The sequence below is a fragment of the Polyangiaceae bacterium genome, assembly GCA_016715885.1.
Classification (GTDB): domain Bacteria; phylum Myxococcota_A; class Polyangia; order Polyangiales; family Polyangiaceae; genus Polyangium.
Map to the genome: position 1 here is coordinate 74450 of JADJXL010000016.1, position 19707 is coordinate 94156.

13 protein-coding genes are annotated in these 19707 nt (G+C 60.0%); 6 read left to right on the forward strand and 7 right to left on the reverse strand.

From position 1 onward, the window contains the following. Positions 1 to 111: 111 nt before the first annotated feature. Both IPM54_17885 and IPM54_17890 read left to right on the forward strand, forming a co-directional pair. The gene (locus IPM54_17885; GenBank protein ID MBK9261662.1) at positions 112 to 765 is read left to right on the forward strand and encodes a peptide chain release factor-like protein; all 654 of its coding nucleotides are present in this window, start codon (positions 112 to 114) and stop codon (positions 763 to 765) included. A 10-nt stretch (positions 766 to 775) separates the two neighbouring features. Beyond that, positions 776 to 1258, forward strand: coding sequence for a hypothetical protein (locus tag IPM54_17890; GenBank protein MBK9261663.1), 483 nt, complete (start codon positions 776 to 778; stop codon positions 1256 to 1258). A gap of 12 nt (positions 1259 to 1270) precedes the next feature. Here the strand turns inward: IPM54_17890 and IPM54_17895 are convergent, their stop codons facing one another. The 3 genes from IPM54_17895 to IPM54_17905 form a co-directional block, all read right to left on the reverse strand. Continuing rightward, entirely contained in the window at positions 1271 to 2350 is a 1080-nt protein-coding gene (locus tag IPM54_17895; protein MBK9261664.1) for a metallophosphoesterase, read from the reverse strand. 105 nt (positions 2351 to 2455) lie between these two features. Then, positions 2456 to 2923 carry a serine/threonine protein kinase gene (locus IPM54_17900; GenBank protein MBK9261665.1) on the reverse strand — a complete coding sequence of 156 codons (468 nt, stop codon included), beginning with the start codon at positions 2921 to 2923 and terminating at the stop codon, positions 2456 to 2458. 17 nt (positions 2924 to 2940) lie between these two features. Next, positions 2941 to 3999 (reverse strand): DUF4349 domain-containing protein, encoded by a 1059-nt coding sequence (locus IPM54_17905; GenBank protein ID MBK9261666.1) that lies wholly within the window; start codon positions 3997 to 3999, stop codon positions 2941 to 2943. A 423-nt stretch (positions 4000 to 4422) separates the two neighbouring features. On the opposite strand from IPM54_17905, the gene IPM54_17910 reads away from it, so the two are divergent. From IPM54_17910 to IPM54_17920, 3 genes are all read left to right on the forward strand, one after another. Continuing rightward, entirely contained in the window at positions 4423 to 5088 is a 666-nt protein-coding gene (locus IPM54_17910) for a hypothetical protein (GenBank protein ID MBK9261667.1), read from the forward strand. Between the two features lie 70 nt (positions 5089 to 5158). Beyond that, positions 5159 to 5425, forward strand: coding sequence for a hypothetical protein (locus IPM54_17915; GenBank protein MBK9261668.1), 267 nt, complete (start codon positions 5159 to 5161; stop codon positions 5423 to 5425). Between the two features lie 27 nt (positions 5426 to 5452). Beyond that, positions 5453 to 5908, forward strand: a complete 456-nt coding sequence (locus IPM54_17920; protein ID MBK9261669.1) for a hypothetical protein — start codon at positions 5453 to 5455, stop codon at positions 5906 to 5908. 705 nt (positions 5909 to 6613) lie between these two features. On the opposite strand, the gene IPM54_17925 is transcribed toward IPM54_17920, so the two are convergent. From IPM54_17925 to IPM54_17935, 3 genes are all read right to left on the reverse strand, one after another. Further along, positions 6614 to 8446 carry a tetratricopeptide repeat protein gene (locus IPM54_17925; protein MBK9261670.1) on the reverse strand — a complete coding sequence of 611 codons (1833 nt, stop codon included), beginning with the start codon at positions 8444 to 8446 and terminating at the stop codon, positions 6614 to 6616. Continuing rightward, positions 8443 to 9798, reverse strand: coding sequence for a hypothetical protein (locus IPM54_17930; protein MBK9261671.1), 1356 nt, complete (start codon positions 9796 to 9798; stop codon positions 8443 to 8445). The genes IPM54_17925 and IPM54_17930 overlap by 4 nt, the downstream gene beginning before the upstream one ends. A gap of 103 nt (positions 9799 to 9901) precedes the next feature. Further along, a complete protein-coding gene (locus IPM54_17935) occupies positions 9902 to 13756 on the reverse strand; it encodes a protein kinase (GenBank protein MBK9261672.1) in 3855 nt (1284 codons plus the stop codon). Positions 13757 to 13854: 98 nt separating this feature from the next. Between IPM54_17935 and IPM54_17940 the strand changes: the two genes are divergently transcribed. Beyond that, the gene (locus IPM54_17940; protein ID MBK9261673.1) at positions 13855 to 18138 is read left to right on the forward strand and encodes a DEAD/DEAH box helicase; all 4284 of its coding nucleotides are present in this window, start codon (positions 13855 to 13857) and stop codon (positions 18136 to 18138) included. Positions 18139 to 18145: 7 nt separating this feature from the next. Here the strand turns inward: IPM54_17940 and IPM54_17945 are convergent, their stop codons facing one another. After that, positions 18146 to 19681, reverse strand: a complete 1536-nt coding sequence (locus tag IPM54_17945; protein MBK9261674.1) for a protein kinase — start codon at positions 19679 to 19681, stop codon at positions 18146 to 18148. Positions 19682 to 19707: the final 26 nt, after the last annotated feature.

Genomic DNA, 19707 nt, shown 5'->3' on the forward strand with positions numbered 1-19707 from the left:
CGCAAAAACACCGGGAGGCGAGCCTCGGCCCCCCCATCGTAAACAAAACCTCGCGCAGCGCGCGTCCCACGCGCGCGAAGCGAGCGTTCAAATCATGAAACGGCATCAATTATGAACACCCACATCATCGTCGTTACGGCAGGATACGGCCCCCTGGAAGTGCGTCAATTCGTCGCGCAACTTGCGGAACGTATCGAATCCGTATGCGAAGAATTGGGGCTCATCGTCGAAGAAGTCGTCGTGCATGGCGACGAAGATGCGCCCGGATCGGTCGATTTACTCGTTCGAGGCGACAAGGCGCTTCTTGCGCACGAAATGGGCACCCACGCGCTCGTCGCGCGAAGCAGCCAGCGCGGCAAAGCTTCGCGCAAGCGCTGGTATGCATCCGTTTCAGTGCACGATGCGCCGCCCATCGAACAAGGCATTACCATTGCCATCGATCCGCGCGACATGGAAATCACCACCATGCGCGCGAGCGGCCCTGGCGGGCAAAACGTCAACAAAACGTCGACGGCCGTGCGCATTCGCCATTTGCCGACTGGGCTCGTCGTGCGCGCCAGCGACGAACGTTCCCAAAAGGCGAATCTAGGGCGCGCAATGACTAGGCTCTCCGCGCTCTTGAAAGCCCGCGAAGAGAATCGATTGGCTCGGCAAGAAACTGCAAAATGGTCCACCCACGCGCGCCTCGAGCGCGGCTTTCCCGTGCGCACCTACACGCTTTCGCCGCGCGGCGAGCTTTGCGTGTGCACGCGTGATGCGAATTGAGGAGACAATCATGCGTAAAGACATGTTCGAAATCATCATCGAGCGGCCACGGCTCGGCTGGCGCGCCAAGGGAAAAGGTCGGTACGTGACCAAGCGTCGAACCGACCCCGAAGCGCTCCCTTGCAAAGAACCCATGTGGTTTCGCGGCCAAACCAAATCGCTCAACGAGAACCTCGCCCCATTGCGCCGATTTCTCGGGCGCCGCGTGGGAAGGCCGTGGAATGCGGTTTGGTCCGAGCTTCGGGAATTCTTGTCACCCAAAAGCGCCGTGCAAAAGCACGTCTACGACCACGTCTTGCAGTACGTCGAACGAAATCCCGTCATCATCGACGGCATTCCGTACCACCCCACGGCGAGCGGCCCGAACCGCGACAAATTCTGGCCCTTGTCGTCCTATGGATGGCGGGGATTCTACGTTTGCCCTCGAACCGGATTGCTCCGTTTGGCTCGCGATGATCACCAGCGCAAAGCGCGAGCCTCGAAGCGGAAGTAATCGCGCAGCAGCCTACTTCGTAATCGTCCTCGTGAAGAGCACCTCGCCGGCCGCGTTGTAAAACTGTCCCGTCAGCACGTTGTCCTCGATGACCACGTAGAAAAAGCCAATGTCGAGCGATTCGAAGTGCACCGGATTGCCACCCTTCAACTCCGACGTCGACGCGCCCGCACCTGAAATGACCAACTCCGTGTTCGAGCCACACTTGGGCTGTAGCCATTGCATGCTGTGGTCGTGTCCGCAAAGATAAAGATCCACCTTGCCGCAGACAACATCGTCCAACAGATCCTTCACGCCTTTGCCGTTGACGATCGGCACGAACGGCAGCCCCTCGTATTCGCCCGCATTCCCATGCTTCCCGTTCGACAGGTACGGATGGTGCCCCAGCGCTATCTTCCATTGCGCTTTCGACGCCGCAATCCACGTCGGAACGTCGTTCTTCTGGTTATCCGCTTGGCTGAACATCGCCATGTTCGTATCGAGCGCAAAAAAATCGACGTGTTTCTCCGACCGAGTGTAATACGCCGCCGGAAGCTTCCACTTCGTCGAAATTTTCGTATAATCGATTTCGTGCTTCCCTTTGCCGAAATCGGTCCCGGCGCCGTCGCCACCATAATCGTGATTCCCGAGCACCACCCAAAACGGCAAGTCGAGCGCCGCATACGGCAGCTCGAATTTCGATTGCCATTGTGGATCCGACGTCGAATCCACGCCGCTATCGTAAATGTTGTCTCCCAAAAGCTGAACGAAGTCGCAACCATCGGCCTCGCACTTCTTCGCCATCGCAGCGGCAACGTCGTATTGCCCCTGGTTGCCTTTCCCCGTATCGCCAATCGCGACGAACTTCACCACCGACTTCGCATTACCTCCGCCTCCCGAACCCCCCGTGCCTCCGCTGCTCGAGCTCGATGACGAAGACACGCTCCCGGACCCCGACGAAGCCGACCCGCTGCTGCTCGATTCGGTCGAGCCGCCGCTCGATGAGCTCGCCCCAGTCGAGGTCGAACCTATCGTCGTCGATGATTCGCCGGAACAACCGACGAGCGCCAGAGGAAAGCAGGATCCGAGAACAAGGGCGAGGCGTTGCAGCATGGTATACATGGCTGCCGATTGTACGCGTTCGGAATGCGTTTGCGAAGGGGGAATGATGGTTTCGCGTTGGTGGAAAAATGCGTCATCCGCCCGAACGCGGATCGATCAACCTGGCACGAAGCCTTCGATCGACTTGGTGATTTCGTCCTTCACTTTGTCGAAATTGCGTTGGTCTCCGCCCGCTTCGATGACGAACACGTCCGCATCCGTGACGAACACCGTGAACCAAAAGACGTGCGGCCGATCGTAAATCGTTCGCGTGTATCGCAGTTGTTTCCCCTTGGCGCCCGACTTCGTCTTGATCTCGTTCGCCTCGGCCGCCGTGTAGCCGATGTTCCGCAGCTTCAAGTCGATTGCATCGGACCAGAACGCCAAATTCCCCTTTGGCCGATTCGGTTCGACGCGCACGCCCAGCACGATGCCTTGTGCCGTCGTCGCTCGATAAGCGTGTTCTTTTTGGTCATCGAGCTCCACGAATCCATCGGGCGTCTTCAGGCCAAAACCCGGGCCGCAACCCATGGCAAACAGCGACGCGGCGAGGCAAGTGCAAATGGTCAGCAAAGTGCGTTTCATGATTGTGCCTCCGTCCCCTAGCGAAGCGTGAGCAACGTCTCGAGCCCGATCCTCGAGAGCCAATCGATGGGCAAGTCGGCCACGCGCGGCGGAGGCGGCGGGGGCGGTCCTTGCACCACGACGACCTGTTGCTTGGGTTTGGCCGTAACGTCCACCGTGATGGTCGAGAACGTCGCGCGAGCACGCAAAAATCGCATGCGTCCTTCGATTCGATCGATCTCTTGTCCAATTCGTTCGAGCTCGCGCTCCACTTGAAGCGCTTCGTTCACGTTCACGGCTTTCGCCAAAAACTCTTGCAGTCGTTTCTGCACCGTCTTCAAGTTTGCCAGGCGCACTTCCAGGTCATGGTACTGCTCGGAGACGTCTTCGGCATTCACGCTTCGCCGTTTGACTTCGCCGAGTTTCTCCAAACCCGTCATTGCGTCGCGGAAATGTCTCGAAGGCACGCGCACCACGACGCTCGTGTCCGTACGCGCTGCGAGATAACCGCCGAACGACTCGGCCAAGTCGATCACTTTGTCGATCGTTGCTGGAACGACCGCAGGCTCGGGCGCTTCCATGCCCACGTGCCCCGTGTAGATGAGCAGCGGTGCAATGGGTTTTTCCTGGGCTTGTGAGCTCGGCCCTTCGGCCTTTTGTCCTGGTTTTTGTTGTGCTGACGCAGGACCAGCAGGTTTGGCTGGTGCAGGTTTGGCCGGCGTCGGCGCTCCCATCGGCGCGCGTGCTGCAGGTGCCACGGGTCTGCCGGGCGCTGCTGGAGCTGCAGCCGGCGCCTTTTCTGCGCCTCCGAAGAAGCCCGAATCGCCCGATGATCCTTCATCGTCGTACGAATCGCCATCGTACGAACCGTGATCCGCCATCGGCGCCGGGCTGTCCATGGGTGGTGGCGCGGGCATCGCCGCCGTGGGCGCATCCGACATCGCCTCGGCCTGCGCAGCACCTCCGCCGTAATACGCTGGCGATGGCGGCGCGTACGATGCTGATGGAGCCGATGCACCACACGCAACGACGAACAAAGAGAGCAACGACGTGAGCACGTTGAAGCGTGCGCTGAAGTTCCGACGCTCGAGGGCCATGAAGATCTCTCCGAGAGGCTGACGTACAACGACGTCAGTTCGCGCGAGCTTACACCGCATCGCGTGTCGAATGAAACTCGTTTTGACGAGCGCCTCGCGAGCGCGCTGCATGGGGGCTCGTTTGCGCATCGAACGAGGGATCATGCGAGTGGGATGTGTGGGCGAGGGGGTTGTGGAGGAGCTCTTCGACGACGTACCTGAAAGACAAACTGGCTCCCGGTGCACCAGCGATTCGCGGGCCGCGCACGATCGCATCGCTGAAGGTGGGGCATGCTGGTTGAACGTCTCGAGCGTGTAGACTTGCCGCTCCATGGGCTACGCCGGCATCGACCTTTCGATGTCACGTGAAGCGCATGAACATGGTGACGACGGGGCTCGTATGGTAGACGTTTGGAAGGACAAGCGAGCGGCTTCGTCTTTCCCATGAACGACACCGAAAACCATTACCGCGCTCCCGCATCGATCGAATCTTCCGAGGATACGGCGCGTTTGTCACGTGCTGAATGGCGGTATGTTGCGAAGGTTTTTGTTATTGCGACGGTGGCTGCGTCGATGTTCTGGGGCGCTGTTCACACCTTGCAGATCACGTTCGCGTTGCAGCAATTCGGCGGCGAAGATTTCGCAGCGCGTGTGGTCGGCTTGTCGGCATTACGGCAAGGTGGGGTGACCGTGGCGGTTTTTGCGGCGAGCTGTGCATTGGTTCTGGTGATCAATCGGCGAACCGTTGCAAACCTTGGCCCGCCAAACCGTGGGATGCTCGTTCCAGCAATCGTGGCTTTGCCTGTCGTGACGCCCCTTGCGGGTTCAATGATATGCGTGTGTTCATTACTTCTTTTGCGTGTCGCATATGGCCAACCTCATGCCGTCGTTTGGGATTCAATGCGCAACACGCTGTCATGGTCTGATGCGTCTTTCAGCATGATGTATGCAGCAGTTCACGCGCTGCTGCTCGCCGCGCTCATGCCCGATATTGCACGGCAGCTCGCACGTGTTCGCGGATGGACGATTCCCAAAATTCTGGCTATTGCATGGGTAACCAAGCTCGGTGCCGAGCTTGCCTTGCGGCTTTTCAGGTACTTGTGGCAATAACGCAGGCTGCTCACGCGACGAGGGCCTAAATTTGTGAACAATCGTCTTGCCGGATCCGAATGAGGCACGAATGAAAAAAGTCTCTATCGTCATTGCCGTGGCATTCCTCTTCACGGGCGCGGGTTGTCGCCCCCGAGAGAAACAAAAAACGCGTTATGATGCAATCGATGGCGGCTATGTCTTGCGGAAGGAATGTTATAGGCCCGTAGACGATTGCTGGACCGATTGCGAGAACCGCAATGCTGGCCGCACGTGTATCGACTGCTGCCGTGATCAAGAGTTCTTATGCGACACTCAGCAAAAGTTTTCTTTCGAATCCTGCAAGAGTGCGCAATAGTTTTGACGTACGATGTGCGACAGCGAAATGGACAAAACCACCGCGACCGAAATCTTGGCAGCACTCAACGAGTCCTCATTTCTCATCGACAAGACGCTGAGCGATCTCAAAGCAACGTGTCCGGCAGAGCCCTTCCGCACGTGTGCCAAACTCTTGGGACACGTCATGTCGGACATGTTCGACAACGTCATGGCGCCCATTTATGATGAGCACGCTGACCTCGCCCCGGATTGGTACCGCGATGGACCGCCGCGAGGCAGGCCGGCCGTACCACCCTTGGACCTATCACCAACGGCGCAGCAAGCACTGCTCGCAGCGTTCGATGCAGCGTACGAAAAGGTTCAATCGACTCTCGGCGGCCTGTCCAACCTTGCCGACCCTTTGGAAAGCGCTCTGATGTCGCAGGGATTTCACCAAATATCGGTCGCCTTGTGTCGCGCGAAGGTGACGCTCCTGATGGTAAAGACGCCCTCGCATGAATGATTCTGTCGCATGCCCACCCGACCCACTCGCCTCCCAGCTACTCCATCACGCGCCCCCATACTCCAGCATCTCCCTTCACCTTGCGCATATCCGCAGCCGTCGACTCCAGCGCCCGACCACACCATCGGCACTCGTGCAGGCGCCAACTCCAGCGCCCGACCACACCATCGGCGATGCTGCAGAGGTCGATCCCGAGAAAGGTGTCAGTCACTTTTGTAAAAGCCAACCTCTTTCGGGAAGCGCCAACACCGTCAACGCGCCCCTCCAAACGCAAACCGCACCTTCCGGAAACGCTGGCTCGACGTTCCGACCAGGATCCCCACCTTACGCGGACGGAAGTTGCCCTCTCTCGTCGGAAACTCGACCTTCCGGTGACGTAAGACGACAAGACGTGTCCACGCTCCGCACCTTCCGTCGACGTAAGGTGCCTTTTGCCGCCCGAAATCCCCGGTTTGCGTCGACGCAAGGTCGCCCTTGCGGTGGCAAGTCCTTACCTTCCGGCGACGGCAAGTGCCATCTCTGATCGAAAAGGCTGATCGACAGAGACGTCAATCGCATGTTGCGAGGAGAATCCGCGAATGACAGCCATGCAAGTCGGCGATTCTTGGGCGGGTTTTCAATCCGACGTCGAGGATCCCCTCAAAGCCACTGCCCGCCAGTGCCCGAGCGCGCGTGTCGATTCTCCCCGGAACGCCCAATCCAAGTTTACGCGCTGATCTTCTTCAGCCCCTCGATCAAGTCCGTCCGGCCGATTCGATTCCAGGCTTCACGGGCAGCTTCGACATGTTGCGCGGCAATGGCAGAATTCGGGGCCACCTGCGCAAGCCGCTTGTGCATGGTTCCGATGGAAAGCTGCATCCCGATCCGTTCGTAGAGCTGCAGCGCGCGCTGGAACCGGGATCGCGCGGTTTCATGGTCACCTTCGGCCTGGGCGACGTCACCCAGGCGAAAGGTGCAATTGGCATCTCCGAGCATGTCGTGGATTCTTCGACATAGCGGCAGGGCTTCTTCGTACTTTTCGCGCGCGGATTCATAATCCGACGACCGAAGCGCCACATCGCCAAGGCTTTGTATGCAATTGGCCTCGCCGAGCACGTTGCCGACTCTTCGGTACAGATACAACGCATGTTCGTACAGGGTTCGTGCCGTATCGAGGTCCGCACGGGAGAGCGCGAGATCGCCAAGGCTTCTAACGCAATGTGCTTCGCCGAACACGTCGCTGATGTTTTGGCAGAGCCGTTGGGCTTTTTCGTAGAGCGCTCGAGCTGCTGCATGGTCCGCCCGCTCGAATGCGACGTCTCCGAGTCTCCTGATGCACTCTGCCTGGCCATGGACGTTTCCAACTTGTTCGTAAAGTGGTTGAGCCCGTTCGTAGAGTGCTTGCGCTGCTACATGATCTGCCTGCTGGAACGCGATGTCGCCCAGCATTACTAGGCAATTCGCCTGCCCCAGCACACTGCCCACATCTTCGAATAGCGGCAGGGCCTGTCCGAAGAGCGCTCTGGCCGATTCGAGATCGGAGCGCTGAAGGGCCAGATTGGCGAGGCTTGCGGTGCAATTGGCTTCGCCGACATCATGATGAGAAGCCTGATACAGTGACCGAGCTTGTTCGTAACGGGCCTTTGCGGTTTCGATGTCCGCGCGCAGCGCTGCAATGTCGCCGAGGTTTCTGATGCAATGCGCCTCGGCGACGGCGTTACCGACTTCTTGAAAAAGACTGCGCGCTTGGTCGAGGTACCGTTGAGCTCCAGCGTGGTCGGAATGTCTCAATGCACTCATTCCCAGGAAAAACAACGCATCTGCCTCGTCCCCTTTGCGCCCCTCGGCGTGAAACACTGCTGCTGCTTGCGTCAACTGCGATTCACCCTCGGCATGCCGATAGGCGCTCGTCAATGCTTTCCCGAGCCGCAGGCGCAGCCGCGCTGCTTCGAGCTGCCCATGGCCCGTCGGACGTGTCAATACGCCTTCCAGCAGCGCGGACAAGCGATCGATGTCCGCGGCATCTTCGGATGAAATTGCGTTAGGCGGCTCCGCCGTTTCTGCGGTGAAGAGCGATTCTTTCGGCGACGTGTCGACGGGATGCACGGCAATGTCAAACCCCCGCCAGCTCACGAGATCCGGAGCGCTCAGCCACAACGTCGTAAACGCTTCCTCCGACGCGATGATCACGAGGGGTCCTGGAATCCATTGGGGCAATGAATCGCGCGAAAAATTCAGTCGCGCCAATGCGGGAGATACCTGATCTCCCGTCGCGTATTGTTCGAGTCCCGTGAGCACGACCATGGTTTGCGGAGCATCCTCCAGGCCCAGCGCGCGAAGGCGCTCGTGCGGCCATTCGGAGACGCCCAGGTGCACTTCGACGAGCGGCGGGACATTGTCGCGGCCCGCCCAAGCTCGCAAGCGAGCGAGCATTTCGTCCCTTATCGGGCCTGGGGGTGCGTGAATGAAGACGAGCGAGAATCCGATGGTATCGGCGAGTGCGGCACGCAATACGTCGACTCGATGATTCAAGTCGATGTCGAGCACGATGTGGCTCATGGTGATGGTGCTGGTATTGGCGCTGCTTCGCGATAAGCCCGCGTTCGTCGCGCGAAGGGATGCACGTCGTACCAGGTTTCCCCGTTGTATTCGATCACGATGAGATTGTAGAGCAGCCACTGTTTCGTGGCATCGTCGAACTTCTCGGGAAATGATCCCGTTTTTGCAACATGGTGCAGGTCTCGGAGAAACGAACGGCCTTGGAGCAAGCGTTCGGTGTTGCTCGCGTTTTCCTTGGCAATGATTTCGATGTCGGCACGCGAGAGCTTCAATGCTTGCTTGTTGAGCACTGCTTCGGAGACGAGGCGGAACAAATCTCGTAAACAGCCGCCCGATTCCATGATGGCAAATTGCAACGCGTCGTCGTCTTGAAACGTTTCTTTCAGGTCCACGCGCCGTGCGAGCAGCTTCGTGAGCGCTTCGATGCCCGCTATGTGCGGCTTGTCCGAATGCAGCTCGTGCACCGCCACCATGGGCAATACGACGTTCGTCATTCCATGGAACACTTGGCGCAGCCGATCCTGTGTAAAGTGCAGCGTCACGGGGACCGTCAAAACGAAATGCACCGGGACGTCTTGGATGTACGGCAATTGTTCCAAATAAAATAGGTCGTGTCTGGTGCGTCCCGTTTTGTCGTCGAGCGGCAATCGCTCGATTCGATCGAGTTTATCGACCATGATCACCAAATCATGCGTATCGTCCTTGATCAGGCGCGCCCGCGCAGCCTCGATGACGTCGCTGAGCGTTTCGATCAGCGTCTTGACGTGCTTGTGCGATTGTTCGCGAAAGGATTCCTGAAAACCGGGGGACGTGCGGAATGTGACTTTGAGCTTGGAGAGGCCAGCGACAATATCGCTCTCCAGGGTCACGCTCAAGTCCTTCAGCCATTGGATGACTTCTTTCCAGAACCGCTTGACCGTTTCTGATGCGCGGACGTCCGGGCCGACACGGGGATCGTCCAAGAGGGCCGCAATGATCGCCATGATGAATTCGGGGATCTGAATGTCGCGCGGATTGAGGTATTCTTCGATGTCGATGAAGAGAGGATAGAGGACGCGGCCGCCCTTATCGAATTGCAATTGTCGCGCGAGCCAGCGCAATTCCGTCGATTTGCCGCTACCGGTATGGCCGCTCAAGAGCTGAATTTGATATTCGCCGGGGAGCGCCGAGCGGATGGACTCTTCCATGCGGACGAGGCGCGACCCGCCTCGGACGCTGGAAAGGTCTTCGCGAAGCTTCACGAGGTCGTCGCCGCTGAGTTCGAAGACGGGGTTGCAAGCGGCCCGGACATCTCGGACGGTGCGCGCGGGCAGGCGGATTTCCTTGCTCAGTACGACTTTGGGGCGCGCCATGATGGCGCAACTCTAGTAAAACCGCGCAAGAGTGCCAAGAAAATAGCAGCGCCTCGCACCGTTGCCTTCCCGTCGACACGAGCACGTCTGCGCCACCCGCCCCTCAAAGCCACTGCCCCGCCAGTTCCCGAGCGCGTGCGTTTTCCACGACGTCGTGCAAATACCTGCGTCGCATCGTCTCGTCCGCAATGTCCGCCGCGCGCGTGTCGATGCATTGCATACACCGCGCAAGACAGCCGCGCGCCGCATTCATGTCGCCGCACGATGCATGCGTCTCGGCCATCGCAAGCCACGCACTGATCTCGACGTAACCCCCTCCGAACGTGTCGAGCATCCCATTGATTTCCGCCGCAACGCTCGACGCCTCGGTCGTTTGGCCCAAGCCGAGCAGACCTCGCACGAGAACCGTGCGTATCCACATGAGCCGAAGTGGAAGGCGAATGCAAGATGCTTGGGCCGCGCGCGCTTGCTCGACCGCTTGCTCGCATGCGCCGCGCGACAACAATACCTGCGCCTGAATGCCAAGGGCCCAGGCGCGATAACCAGCGCTCAAGTTTGCCGTACCGAGCACGTCCGTGGCAATGGTATCTGCTGCGTCCCATTTCGACGGCGTGTTCGTTCCGACGAGCAATGCGGCGAGGTGCAGCGCCGATTGAAGCGCCGCGAATGGACCTCGAATACGGTGCGCAAGCGCGACGGCTTCACGCAATGCGCGTTCACCCGCGTCGATGTCGCCAATCTCGCCGAGCGCTTGGCCGTATCGATTGAGCGCCGTGATTTGATTGCGCGTATCGCCAATGCTTTCGAATGCTTCTACCGCTCGGCGCGTCAGTTCGAGCTGCCGGAACGGCGTCCGTCCGAATGCGCGCACGTAATCGCTTTGACCCACGGAAATGGCCCCCACGAGTCCCAAATCCTGCGCCGTGGTCGATTGCGCCAATTCGTCCGCGCGATCGAGCAGGCGACGGCAAAGGTGCTCGCGGCCATACGACGTGAGGAGCGAAGCGGCGAGGGGTGCCCAGAACAAGTAATCGCGTCGTACGTCGGTATCGGGCTGGAATTCAGCGAATCGGTGGGCCATTGCCGTAAAATCATCCTCTGCACCCACGACGAGCGCCGCCCATGTTCCGTGAAACAAAAGCAAGCATTCCCAGCGGCTGCCTTTTGCCACGAGATGCGATGCCGCAAGGCTCGCCTGATGCGCAAGAACGAGCTCGGAACGCCAGCAATGGGTCATCGCCAAAAGCGTTTGCAAGTTACCGTGAATTTCACCGGACATGCCACAAGCGAGACCGCGCTGACCGCTGAGCAGCGCGCCGGCGAGGTCGTCTCGGTCGAAGGCTTGACTGCCGGCTCGGAGATAATGAATCGCTGCGTTTTCGGTGTCTTGGCCGCGATGAAAATGCTCGGCGAGGACCAATGAATCGAGCTCACCAGCTTGCTTCAGCCACGTACCCGCCAATTGGTGGCCGAGGCGCATGTCGCGCTCGGCCAGCATGGCATACGCTCCTTCGCGGATGATGGCATGACGAAATGCATATTCGTCTTGACCGGCGAAACGCGAATGAAGGCGGCGCACGATGAGCTCGCGTGAGCACAAATCGGCGAGGTGCGGGCCAAGCGGAGCTTTTTCGCCAAGCAGCTCGGCAACGCCATTTTCCCAAAATACTTCGCCAAAGATACTCGCGGCGCGGAGGAGCCGGCGCACGGCGGGTGCGAGGGCCGCCAGACGTGCCTCGACCATACCGAGGACGGTGCTGGGCAATTCGCCCGTGCGCTTGTCTGCGACGGCGCGAATGAGCTCTTCCAAGAAAAACGCATTGCCCTCGGCACGCTCGACGATGGCTTGGACCCCTTCATCGTCGACCGCATTGCCGAGCATGGTCGAAACCAATTCGGTGGCGGCGCGGCGCGTGAGCGGTTTGAGGCGAATTTCCTCGAACGTGTTGCTTTCGAGCAGATTCGGAAACACCTCGTGCACCGAGGGCCTGGCAAACGCGAGAATGACGATGGGCAAATCTTTGAGGTCGCGCAAAACGGCGGTGAGGATTTTCATTGAAGACGCGTCGCCCCAATGCAAGTCTTCGAGCACCATGAGAACCGGTCGAGTCGCTGCGACGGCCGCGGTGATCGTACAATATGCAATCGCGATTTGATCGGCCATGAGCTGGGGATTGTGGCGCGCGGCGCGTAATCGCGGGCTGTCGTCATCGGGAAAAGGAGCCCCTACGAGCTCGCCGAGGAATTCCATGGTGGTGCGCCGCTGCGTTTCGTCGCGAAGAGATGCGACGAGCAGCTCGATTTTGCGCCGCTGCGCCTCGATGGGCTCGCCCGCGGAGATTTGCAGAATATTGCGAAGTGCACCCGATAGGAGCGAATACGCCGAATGCGTGCTGAACGCGTCGGGGCGGGCCATCGTCAGCGCCACATCGGGATGACGCTCGGTCACGGTACGAACGACTTCTTGGCGCAATCGCGATTTGCCCATTCCTGGTGAAGACGTGACGAGCACGGCGGCGGGACGTCGTTCGTCGATGCTGTCGTCGATGAGATCGACGATGTTGCGCATTTCGCGCTCGCGTCCCACGAATGGGCTCGCTTTGCCGAGCAACGTGCGGTTTTCCTGAATGGTCTGATGCTCGCCGCGTAGCCATTGACGTCCGTCGTGCACGACGACGTCGAATCGCGTATCGAGGAGCGCATGGGTGCTCGCGTCAATCCATACGCGGGCATGTTCGCCGGTTGTCGCTAGCGCCTGATCGAGCAGCGCGGCGGCTCGTTCCAATGCCTCGCCGACGGGCAATCGATTGGTGGATTCGCCACGTCCGGTCACGAGAACGACGGCAGCTTCAGGCACGGCGAGCTTGACCCACAATGCACAACGCGCGGCGGCGGCCGCTTGATCCATGATGCTGCCTTCGCCGAGCAATACGGCGACGATGGCGCCGCTCGACAATTCGGAGACGCGAGCACCGAGCGGCACGGCAACGCGTCGAACGGCATTGATCAAATCGGCATTTATGTCGCAGTCCACGGGTGGTGACGCAGCGACGATGGAAACGAGCCGCCTTTCGCTGCCCGTCAATGCGACGCGTGAAACTTCGGTATTCGACGCCATGGACTTGGGGCCGGCTTCGATGCGCTCGAGGAGCCCGAGCACGGCAGCTCCATTTTCTGGACGCAGGTCCGGATCCTTGGCGATCATTTGCGTGCATAGCGCCGCAAGCGGTTCGGGCACATCGGGTCGCAAATCCGACAAACGCGGTGGCTCATCGAATAAGAGTTTGGCGAGCAATGCCATGACATGCGCGCCTTGAAATGGTGGCTGGCCCGTCAAACATTCGAAAAGAACGCACCCGAGTGCGAATACGTCGGACCGCGCATCCGCATCTCGGTCACCGCGCGCCTGCTCGGGCGACATATAACCCGGCGTGCCGAGAATCGATCCGGTACGGGTGAGGTTGCTGGTGGCGCCGCCCGTGCGCGCAATACCAAAGTCGACGATTTTGACTCCATCGACCAATCCACCAGCCAAAAATAGATTGCTGGGTTTTATGTCCCGATGAAGGATTCGCCGCGCATGCGCCGCGCCAAGTGCATCGGCAACGTGGCGGCACAACATGACGCATTGGTCGAAATCGAGCGGCCCACGTTCGAGACGGGCGAGTAAACTTTCGCCCTCCAAATACTCCATCGCCAGATAAGGCTCGCCACTCTTTGCAATTCCGTGCGCGACGTGGCGCACGACGTGAGGGTGTTCGAATGTCGCGAGGATACGGGCTTCCTGAAGAAATCGTTGCGCGCCGTCGCCTTCGGGGTCGCGCAGAACTTTGAGCGCGACAAACTCGCTGGTCGCCCGATCGAACGCGCGCCAAACCGTTCCCATGCCTCCCGCTCCAATGCGCTTTTCGAGCGAGAATCTATCGTCGAACACGTCTCCGGCACGCATCGTGACCATACCCCTCATCGCGCATGTAGCTGCGAAGCATTGCCCCACGGTAGTCTACGGCCTCACGCCAAAGCAGCAAGTGTTTGCCCGATCGCGACCCGAACTGGCTGCCTCCGACGTCGCTCCGAGCTACGCTTGCGCCCGTGTTTCACCCGCTCGTTCATGCCTGGTTCACGTCGCGCTTCGCAGGCGCTACGGATGTTCAGTCCCGCGCGTGGCCCATCATCGCCGATGGTCGCGACTGCCTCATCGCTGCACCCACGGGCTCCGGTAAAACGCTCGCCGCGTTCCTCGCGTGTCTCGATCGGTTGATTCGCGCCGATGACGACGGGCACCTCGAAGATCGCATCGAGGTCGTTTACGTCTCGCCGCTCAAAGCGCTGTCGAACGACGTGCAGAAAAACTTGGATGTTCCTGCTTTGGAAATGGCCGAGCTTGCGCGCGAGATCGGACGCACGCCTCCGCGTGTGCGCACAGCCGTTCGTACGGGCGACACATCGGCGAAAGAACGAAGACTGCTCGTAAAAAAGCCCCCACACGTGCTCGTCACGACGCCCGAATCGCTCTTCATCCTGCTCGGATCCGCGTCGGGTCGTCGAGCTCTGTCCGATGTTCGCACGATGATCGTCGACGAGATCCACGCGGTTGCTTCGGACAAACGCGGCGCGCATCTCGCGCTGTCGCTCGAACGCCTCGAAGAGCTGGTCGTGCGGCAAGGTCGCCCGCGCCCGCAACGCGTGGGTTTGTCCGCGACGATGCGCCCCATCGAGCTTGCGGCGCGTCTCTTGGTCGGCGCAGGTCGTCCTTTGCCGGCAATCGTGGATGCGGGTGTTCGTCGCGACATCGAGCTTTCCATCGAGGTTCCGCGGGACGAGCTCGGCGCCGTGTGCACGAACGAGCAATGGGCCGAGCTGTACGATCGCATCGCGGAAGAATGCCGCGCGCATCGGAGCACGCTGGTGTTCGTCGGGACGAGGCGTCTGGTGGAACGCGTGGCGCTTCATTTGGGCGAGCGGCTTGGTGAAGACGTTGTCGCTGCGCATCACGGAAGTTTGTCGCGGCTACGTCGGTTGTCTGCGGAGCGTCGATTGAAAGCGGGTGAATTGAAGGTCGTCGTGGCGACGGCGTCGCTGGAGCTGGGCATCGACGTGGGTGCGATCGAGCTGGTTTGTCTGCTTGGATCACCGCGATCGATCGCGACGGCGGTGCAGCGTATTGGTCGATCGGGGCACGCGCTGTTTGCGACACCGAAAGGTAAGATCTATCCGCTCACGCGGGATCAGCTCGTCGAGTGTGCAGCGATGGTTCGAGCGATGCGTCGTGGCGAAATGGATCGCATGATCATGCGTGATGCGCCGCTCGACATCTTGGCGCAGCAGATCGTGGCTGCGTGCGCGGACGCCGAGTGGAACGAGGACGAGCTCTTCGATGTGCTGAGGCGTGCTGCGCCGTACGAGGACATGCAGCGCTCGGTTTTCGATGAGGTCGTTCGCATGTTGTCGGAGGGTTTTTCCGCGCGTCGAGGACGAACCGGTGCGCTCGTCTTTCACGACCGTGTGGGACGGCGATTGAAGGCGCGTCGAGGTGCTGGGCTTTTGGCGCTCACGTCCGGTGGAGCGATCCCGGACAACGGAAATTACGATGTCGTACTTTCCGACGGCAGCAAGATCGGCACGCTCGACGAAGACTTTGCCATTGAATCCATGGCCGGCGACGTGTTTTTGCTCGGATCGACATCGTGGCGCATTCGTCGAGTGGAATCGGGCAAGGTATGGGTGGAAGATGCGCCGGGACAACCTTCCACGGTGCCGTTTTGGCTTGGCGAAGGGCCGGCTCGAACGCGTGAATTTTCCGCGGAGGTGGGCCAATTGCGAAAAGACGTGACCGAGCGTCTTTTCGGGAATCTCGAATCTGGCCAAGGGCCGCGTGTGCATTCGACGGCGCAATGGCTCGAGAAAGAATGTGCGCTCGATCCTGCCGCGGCGGTGCTTCTTTGCGAATACGTGGCGGCTGCTCGTAATGCGCTTGGTGACGTGCCGACGCAAGACGTCGTCGTCGCGGAGAGGTTTTTCGACGAAGCGGGCGGTATGCAGCTCGTCATTCACGCGCCTTTTGGAGGTCGTATCAACCGCGCCTGGGGCATGGCCTTGCGTAAGCGATTTTGTCGCAGTTTCGACTTCGAATTACAGGCCGCGGCGACGGATGATGGAGTGCTCTTGAGCCTGGGTGCTCAACATAGTTTTCCCCTCGAAGTCATTTTTGAAATGCTGAAGCCCGAAGGGCTCCGCACGGTGCTCGAACAAGCCGCTTTGCAAGCGCCGATGTTTGGAACTCGTTTTCGATGGAATGCGACGAGGTCGCTGGCGATTCCGCGTTTTGCGAATGGGCGCAAGGTCCCGACGCCGCTCGTACGAATGCGTAGTGAAGACTTGATCGCGGGCGTTTTCCCAGCGCAGCTCGGGTGCCAAGACAACCACGGTCGAGATGCCATATTGGAAATTCCCGATCACCCGCTCGTGAACCAAACGCTTCATGATTGTTTGGTCGAAGCAATGGACGCCGAAGGGCTCACCGAAGTGCTCACGCGCATAACCAAAGGCGAAATTCGCATTTTGGCACGGGAGACGGCAGAACCGAGCGTCTTTTCGCATGAAATACTGAATTCGAATCCCTACACGTTCCTCGATGATGCGCCGCTCGAAGAACGCCGAGCGCGGGCGGTGACGGTGCGTCGAGGTTTGCCCGCGGAGATCGTGGATCGATTGGGCGGATTGGATGCAGAAGTCATTCGAGACGTCATTGCGGAAGCGCAGCCCGTCGTACGTGACGCGGACGAATTGCACGATGTTTTGCTCGATATGACCGGACTTTCCGAAAAGGAAGGCATCGAGCGAGGGTATGGTGCGTTTTTTGAAGCTTTGGTGCGTGCTCGAAGGGCATCGCGGCTCGTAGGGGAAGGTTTGTCATTGCCGCGGTGGGTCGTTGCGGAACGACGTTTTTCTGCGGAAGCCATTTGGCCGAATGCGTCGTTCGTGCCGGAATTGCTTGGACTTGCGGAGGAAAAGGCCGTCGCGCGTGAAGATGCTCTTGCTGCGCTCGTGCGAGGCCATTTGGCGACGATGGGTCCGGTGACGCCGGCCGCTTTGTCGAGAATCCTCGACGTGAGTTTGTCCGACGTGGACATTGCGCTGGCCCGCGTCGAGCTCGATGGGGTCGTTTTGCGGGGAAGGTTTTCCCCGGGGCTCGAGCCGGGCGAGGTGGAATGGTGTGATCGGCGGCTATTGGCGCGGATTCACAGGCGTACGGTGGATGGATTGCGGCGGGCGATCGAGCCTGCGATGCCGTCGGATTACATGCGTTTTTTGCTTGCATGGCATGGGGTTTTGCCCGGCAAACGAATGCATGGATCGGGCGGGCTTGCGCGCGTGGTCGAGCAGCTTCAAGGATTCGACATTGCCGCTGGGGCGTGGGAATCGGACATTTTGCCGTCACGCGTGGAAGGATACGATTCCTCATGGCTCGATTTGTTGTGTTTGTCCGGGGAGGTGGCTTGGGGGCGTCTTGCGCCTCGAGCGTCGGCTGCTGCGGCACCGACGCGTGCGGCGCCCATTTCGCTTGTCATGCGGCGCGATTTGTCGTGGCTGCTCGAACCGGTCGGTCGTGCGAATGCAGCGACAAACAGCGATGATGACGAAGGTTTGTCCGAAGAAGCGCGCAAGGTGCTCGCGATGCTCGGCAGTCAAGGTGCGTCGTTTTTCGATGACATCGTGCGCGGTACGCGTCTCGATAGGAGGGACGTGGAAGAAGCATTGTGGGAATTGGTATCTGCGGGGCGAATCACGGGGGATGGTTTTGCTGGGTTGCGGGGCCTTTTGGGGCCGGCGCGGAATGCGGGCATCATCAAACGGTTTGGCCGAGGTGCGCCGGTGTTTGCTGCGGGAAGGTGGTCGCTGCTTCGCGCGCCGCTGCTCATGGAGACGGGCGATTCGCAGGATGACGCGGATCCCGTGGAGCGATTTGCTCGGCAGCTTTTGCGTCGGTGGGGCGTCGTTTTTCGCGAAGTGGTCGCGCGCGAGGCACGTGCGCCCGCGTGGGGGCAGCTTTTGCGCGTGTATCGGCGCCTGGAAATGCGCGGGGAGATTCGCGGCGGAAGGCTCGTCGCATCGTTTGTCGGGGAACAATTCGCCTTGCCCGAGGCGCTCGAGGCATTACGTGCCATTCGGAATGAACCACCGCGCGGAGAAACCGTGCGCCTTTCGGGATGCGACCCGCTCAACCTCGTGGGGAGCATCGTTCCGGGGCAGCGCGTGCCTGCGACGGTTGGTAGCGTGGTGGTGCTTCGAGATGGTATGCCGGTCGAGCAGCCGGTCGAGGTGCTGGCGGCGTCGTGATCAGCGTTTAGCGCGCGCGCTTCTTGCGCGCCCTACGTTCCTCACGCTCTTCCTGAGCCGCCTCTTCTTCGGCGAGCGCTTCGTCTTCCGTTTTCGACGGGGGCGCGGCGGGCTCGGCAATGCGGAGTTTCGCGGCCGGTTCTTTCCCTTGTTTGGCCGCGAGCTTTCGCATCGCCTTTTCGTGCCGCTGCTCTTCCAATCGCCTTTCGATGGCCTCTTCTTCCGGCGTCAAATCGACGGGAAAGTAATACTTGATCGCTTGCACGGCCAAGCCGACTCCCCATCCGAGCACTGGAAAGAAAAACCATTCACCACCTGCCGTCACCATGTCGAGCAGAAAGAAAAATACGCTAAAGGCGCCCCATATCGCAGCGTGTCGTTGCAGCTTTTGTTTGGCTCGCAATCGACGAGCCGACATTTGCTCGGGTGCAGGTGGAAGGGCAGGGCGCAATGATGAAAGGGCCGTACGCAGCTCTTTTTCGTCGATGCCCACTTCGTTGGCGGCCGCTTTCAGGTCGTCATAATCGTATTTTCCGCCCGTTGCTTCGGCCTTGGCTTTGCGATCGAGCGCCAATGCAATGGCCTGACCCAGCTCCTGCGTCGTATAACGACTGCCCGTCATCGTACCCGGACGAGGTTTCGAGCTCGGCTGTTTCTTGGCAGGCGCGGTCGTATCTTTTGCGCTGTCCGCCTTGGATTCTTGCTCTGCGAAAGGTTCCAGCAGTTCGACGATATCGTCCATCGAGCCGTAGCGCGCGGCGGGTGACGACGACAATGCGCGCAACACGACGGCTCGGACTTCGTCGGGTATGCCTTGTGTTTTCATGGGGTTGGGCGGCTCGGTCATCATCGTCGCGACGATTCCCAATGCATCGTGGGCTTCCCACGGGGGTTTTCCCTCGAGCAGCTCGTACGCGAGCACGCCCCACGAAAATTGATCCGACCGGCCGTCAGCGGGTTTTCCCTTTATGTGTTCGGGAGCCATGTACATCGGAGTGCCCACGATGCCGCCTTTCGACGTAATCGTGGGGACGAATGCTTTGGCCGTCGGGTCCGATGCATTGACAGGTGCGGCGTTTTGGCGAGCGATACCGAAATCGAGCACTTTGATGCGTCCGTCCGGACGAACCATGACGTTTTCCGGCTTCACGTCGCGGTGCACGATACCCGCGCGATGCGCGGCCGCGAGCGCTCGGGCGACTTGAACGAGCCACCGCAGTTTTCGCGCCGGCGGCACGTCGGGTTTGTCCACGAACGCACGAAGGTTTTGCCCGGGAACGAGCTCCATTGCAATGTACGGCTCGCCGTTGATCTCGCCGCCTTCGTGAATGATCACGGCATTGGGGTGGTCGAGCGCGGCGATGACGCGAGCTTCACGAAGGACGCGAGCCGAAGCTTCCGCATCGCCGGTCGTTGCAACGACTTTCAGGGCGATCTTGCGACCGAGGTTTTCGTCACGTGCTTGGTAGACGATCCCCATGCCACCTTCGCCGAGAACGTGTTCGACGATGAATCGGCCGACCTTGTCACCTGGTTGGAGCATACGTTCGCACCGTAGCGGTCATATCC

Bases quoted from the DNA above. Each gene is read 5' to 3' on its own strand.
- IPM54_17885 (MBK9261662.1), top strand. From the start codon at position 112: ATGAACACCCACATCATCGTCGTTACGGCAGGATACGGCCCCCTGGAA.
- IPM54_17890 (MBK9261663.1), top strand. From the start codon at position 776: ATGCGTAAAGACATGTTCGAAATCATCATCGAGCGGCCACGGCTCGGC.
- IPM54_17895 (MBK9261664.1), bottom strand. From the start codon at position 2,350: ATGCTGCAACGCCTCGCCCTTGTTCTCGGATCCTGCTTTCCTCTGGCG.
- IPM54_17900 (MBK9261665.1), bottom strand. From the start codon at position 2,923: ATGAAACGCACTTTGCTGACCATTTGCACTTGCCTCGCCGCGTCGCTG.
- IPM54_17905 (MBK9261666.1), bottom strand. From the start codon at position 3,999: ATGGCCCTCGAGCGTCGGAACTTCAGCGCACGCTTCAACGTGCTCACG.
- IPM54_17910 (MBK9261667.1), top strand. From the start codon at position 4,423: ATGAACGACACCGAAAACCATTACCGCGCTCCCGCATCGATCGAATCT.
- IPM54_17915 (MBK9261668.1), top strand. From the start codon at position 5,159: ATGAAAAAAGTCTCTATCGTCATTGCCGTGGCATTCCTCTTCACGGGC.
- IPM54_17920 (MBK9261669.1), top strand. From the start codon at position 5,453: ATGGACAAAACCACCGCGACCGAAATCTTGGCAGCACTCAACGAGTCC.
- IPM54_17925 (MBK9261670.1), bottom strand. From the start codon at position 8,446: ATGAGCCACATCGTGCTCGACATCGACTTGAATCATCGAGTCGACGTA.
- IPM54_17930 (MBK9261671.1), bottom strand. From the start codon at position 9,798: ATGGCGCGCCCCAAAGTCGTACTGAGCAAGGAAATCCGCCTGCCCGCG.
- IPM54_17935 (MBK9261672.1), bottom strand. From the start codon at position 13,756: ATGGTCACGATGCGTGCCGGAGACGTGTTCGACGATAGATTCTCGCTC.
- IPM54_17945 (MBK9261674.1), bottom strand. From the start codon at position 19,681: ATGCTCCAACCAGGTGACAAGGTCGGCCGATTCATCGTCGAACACGTT.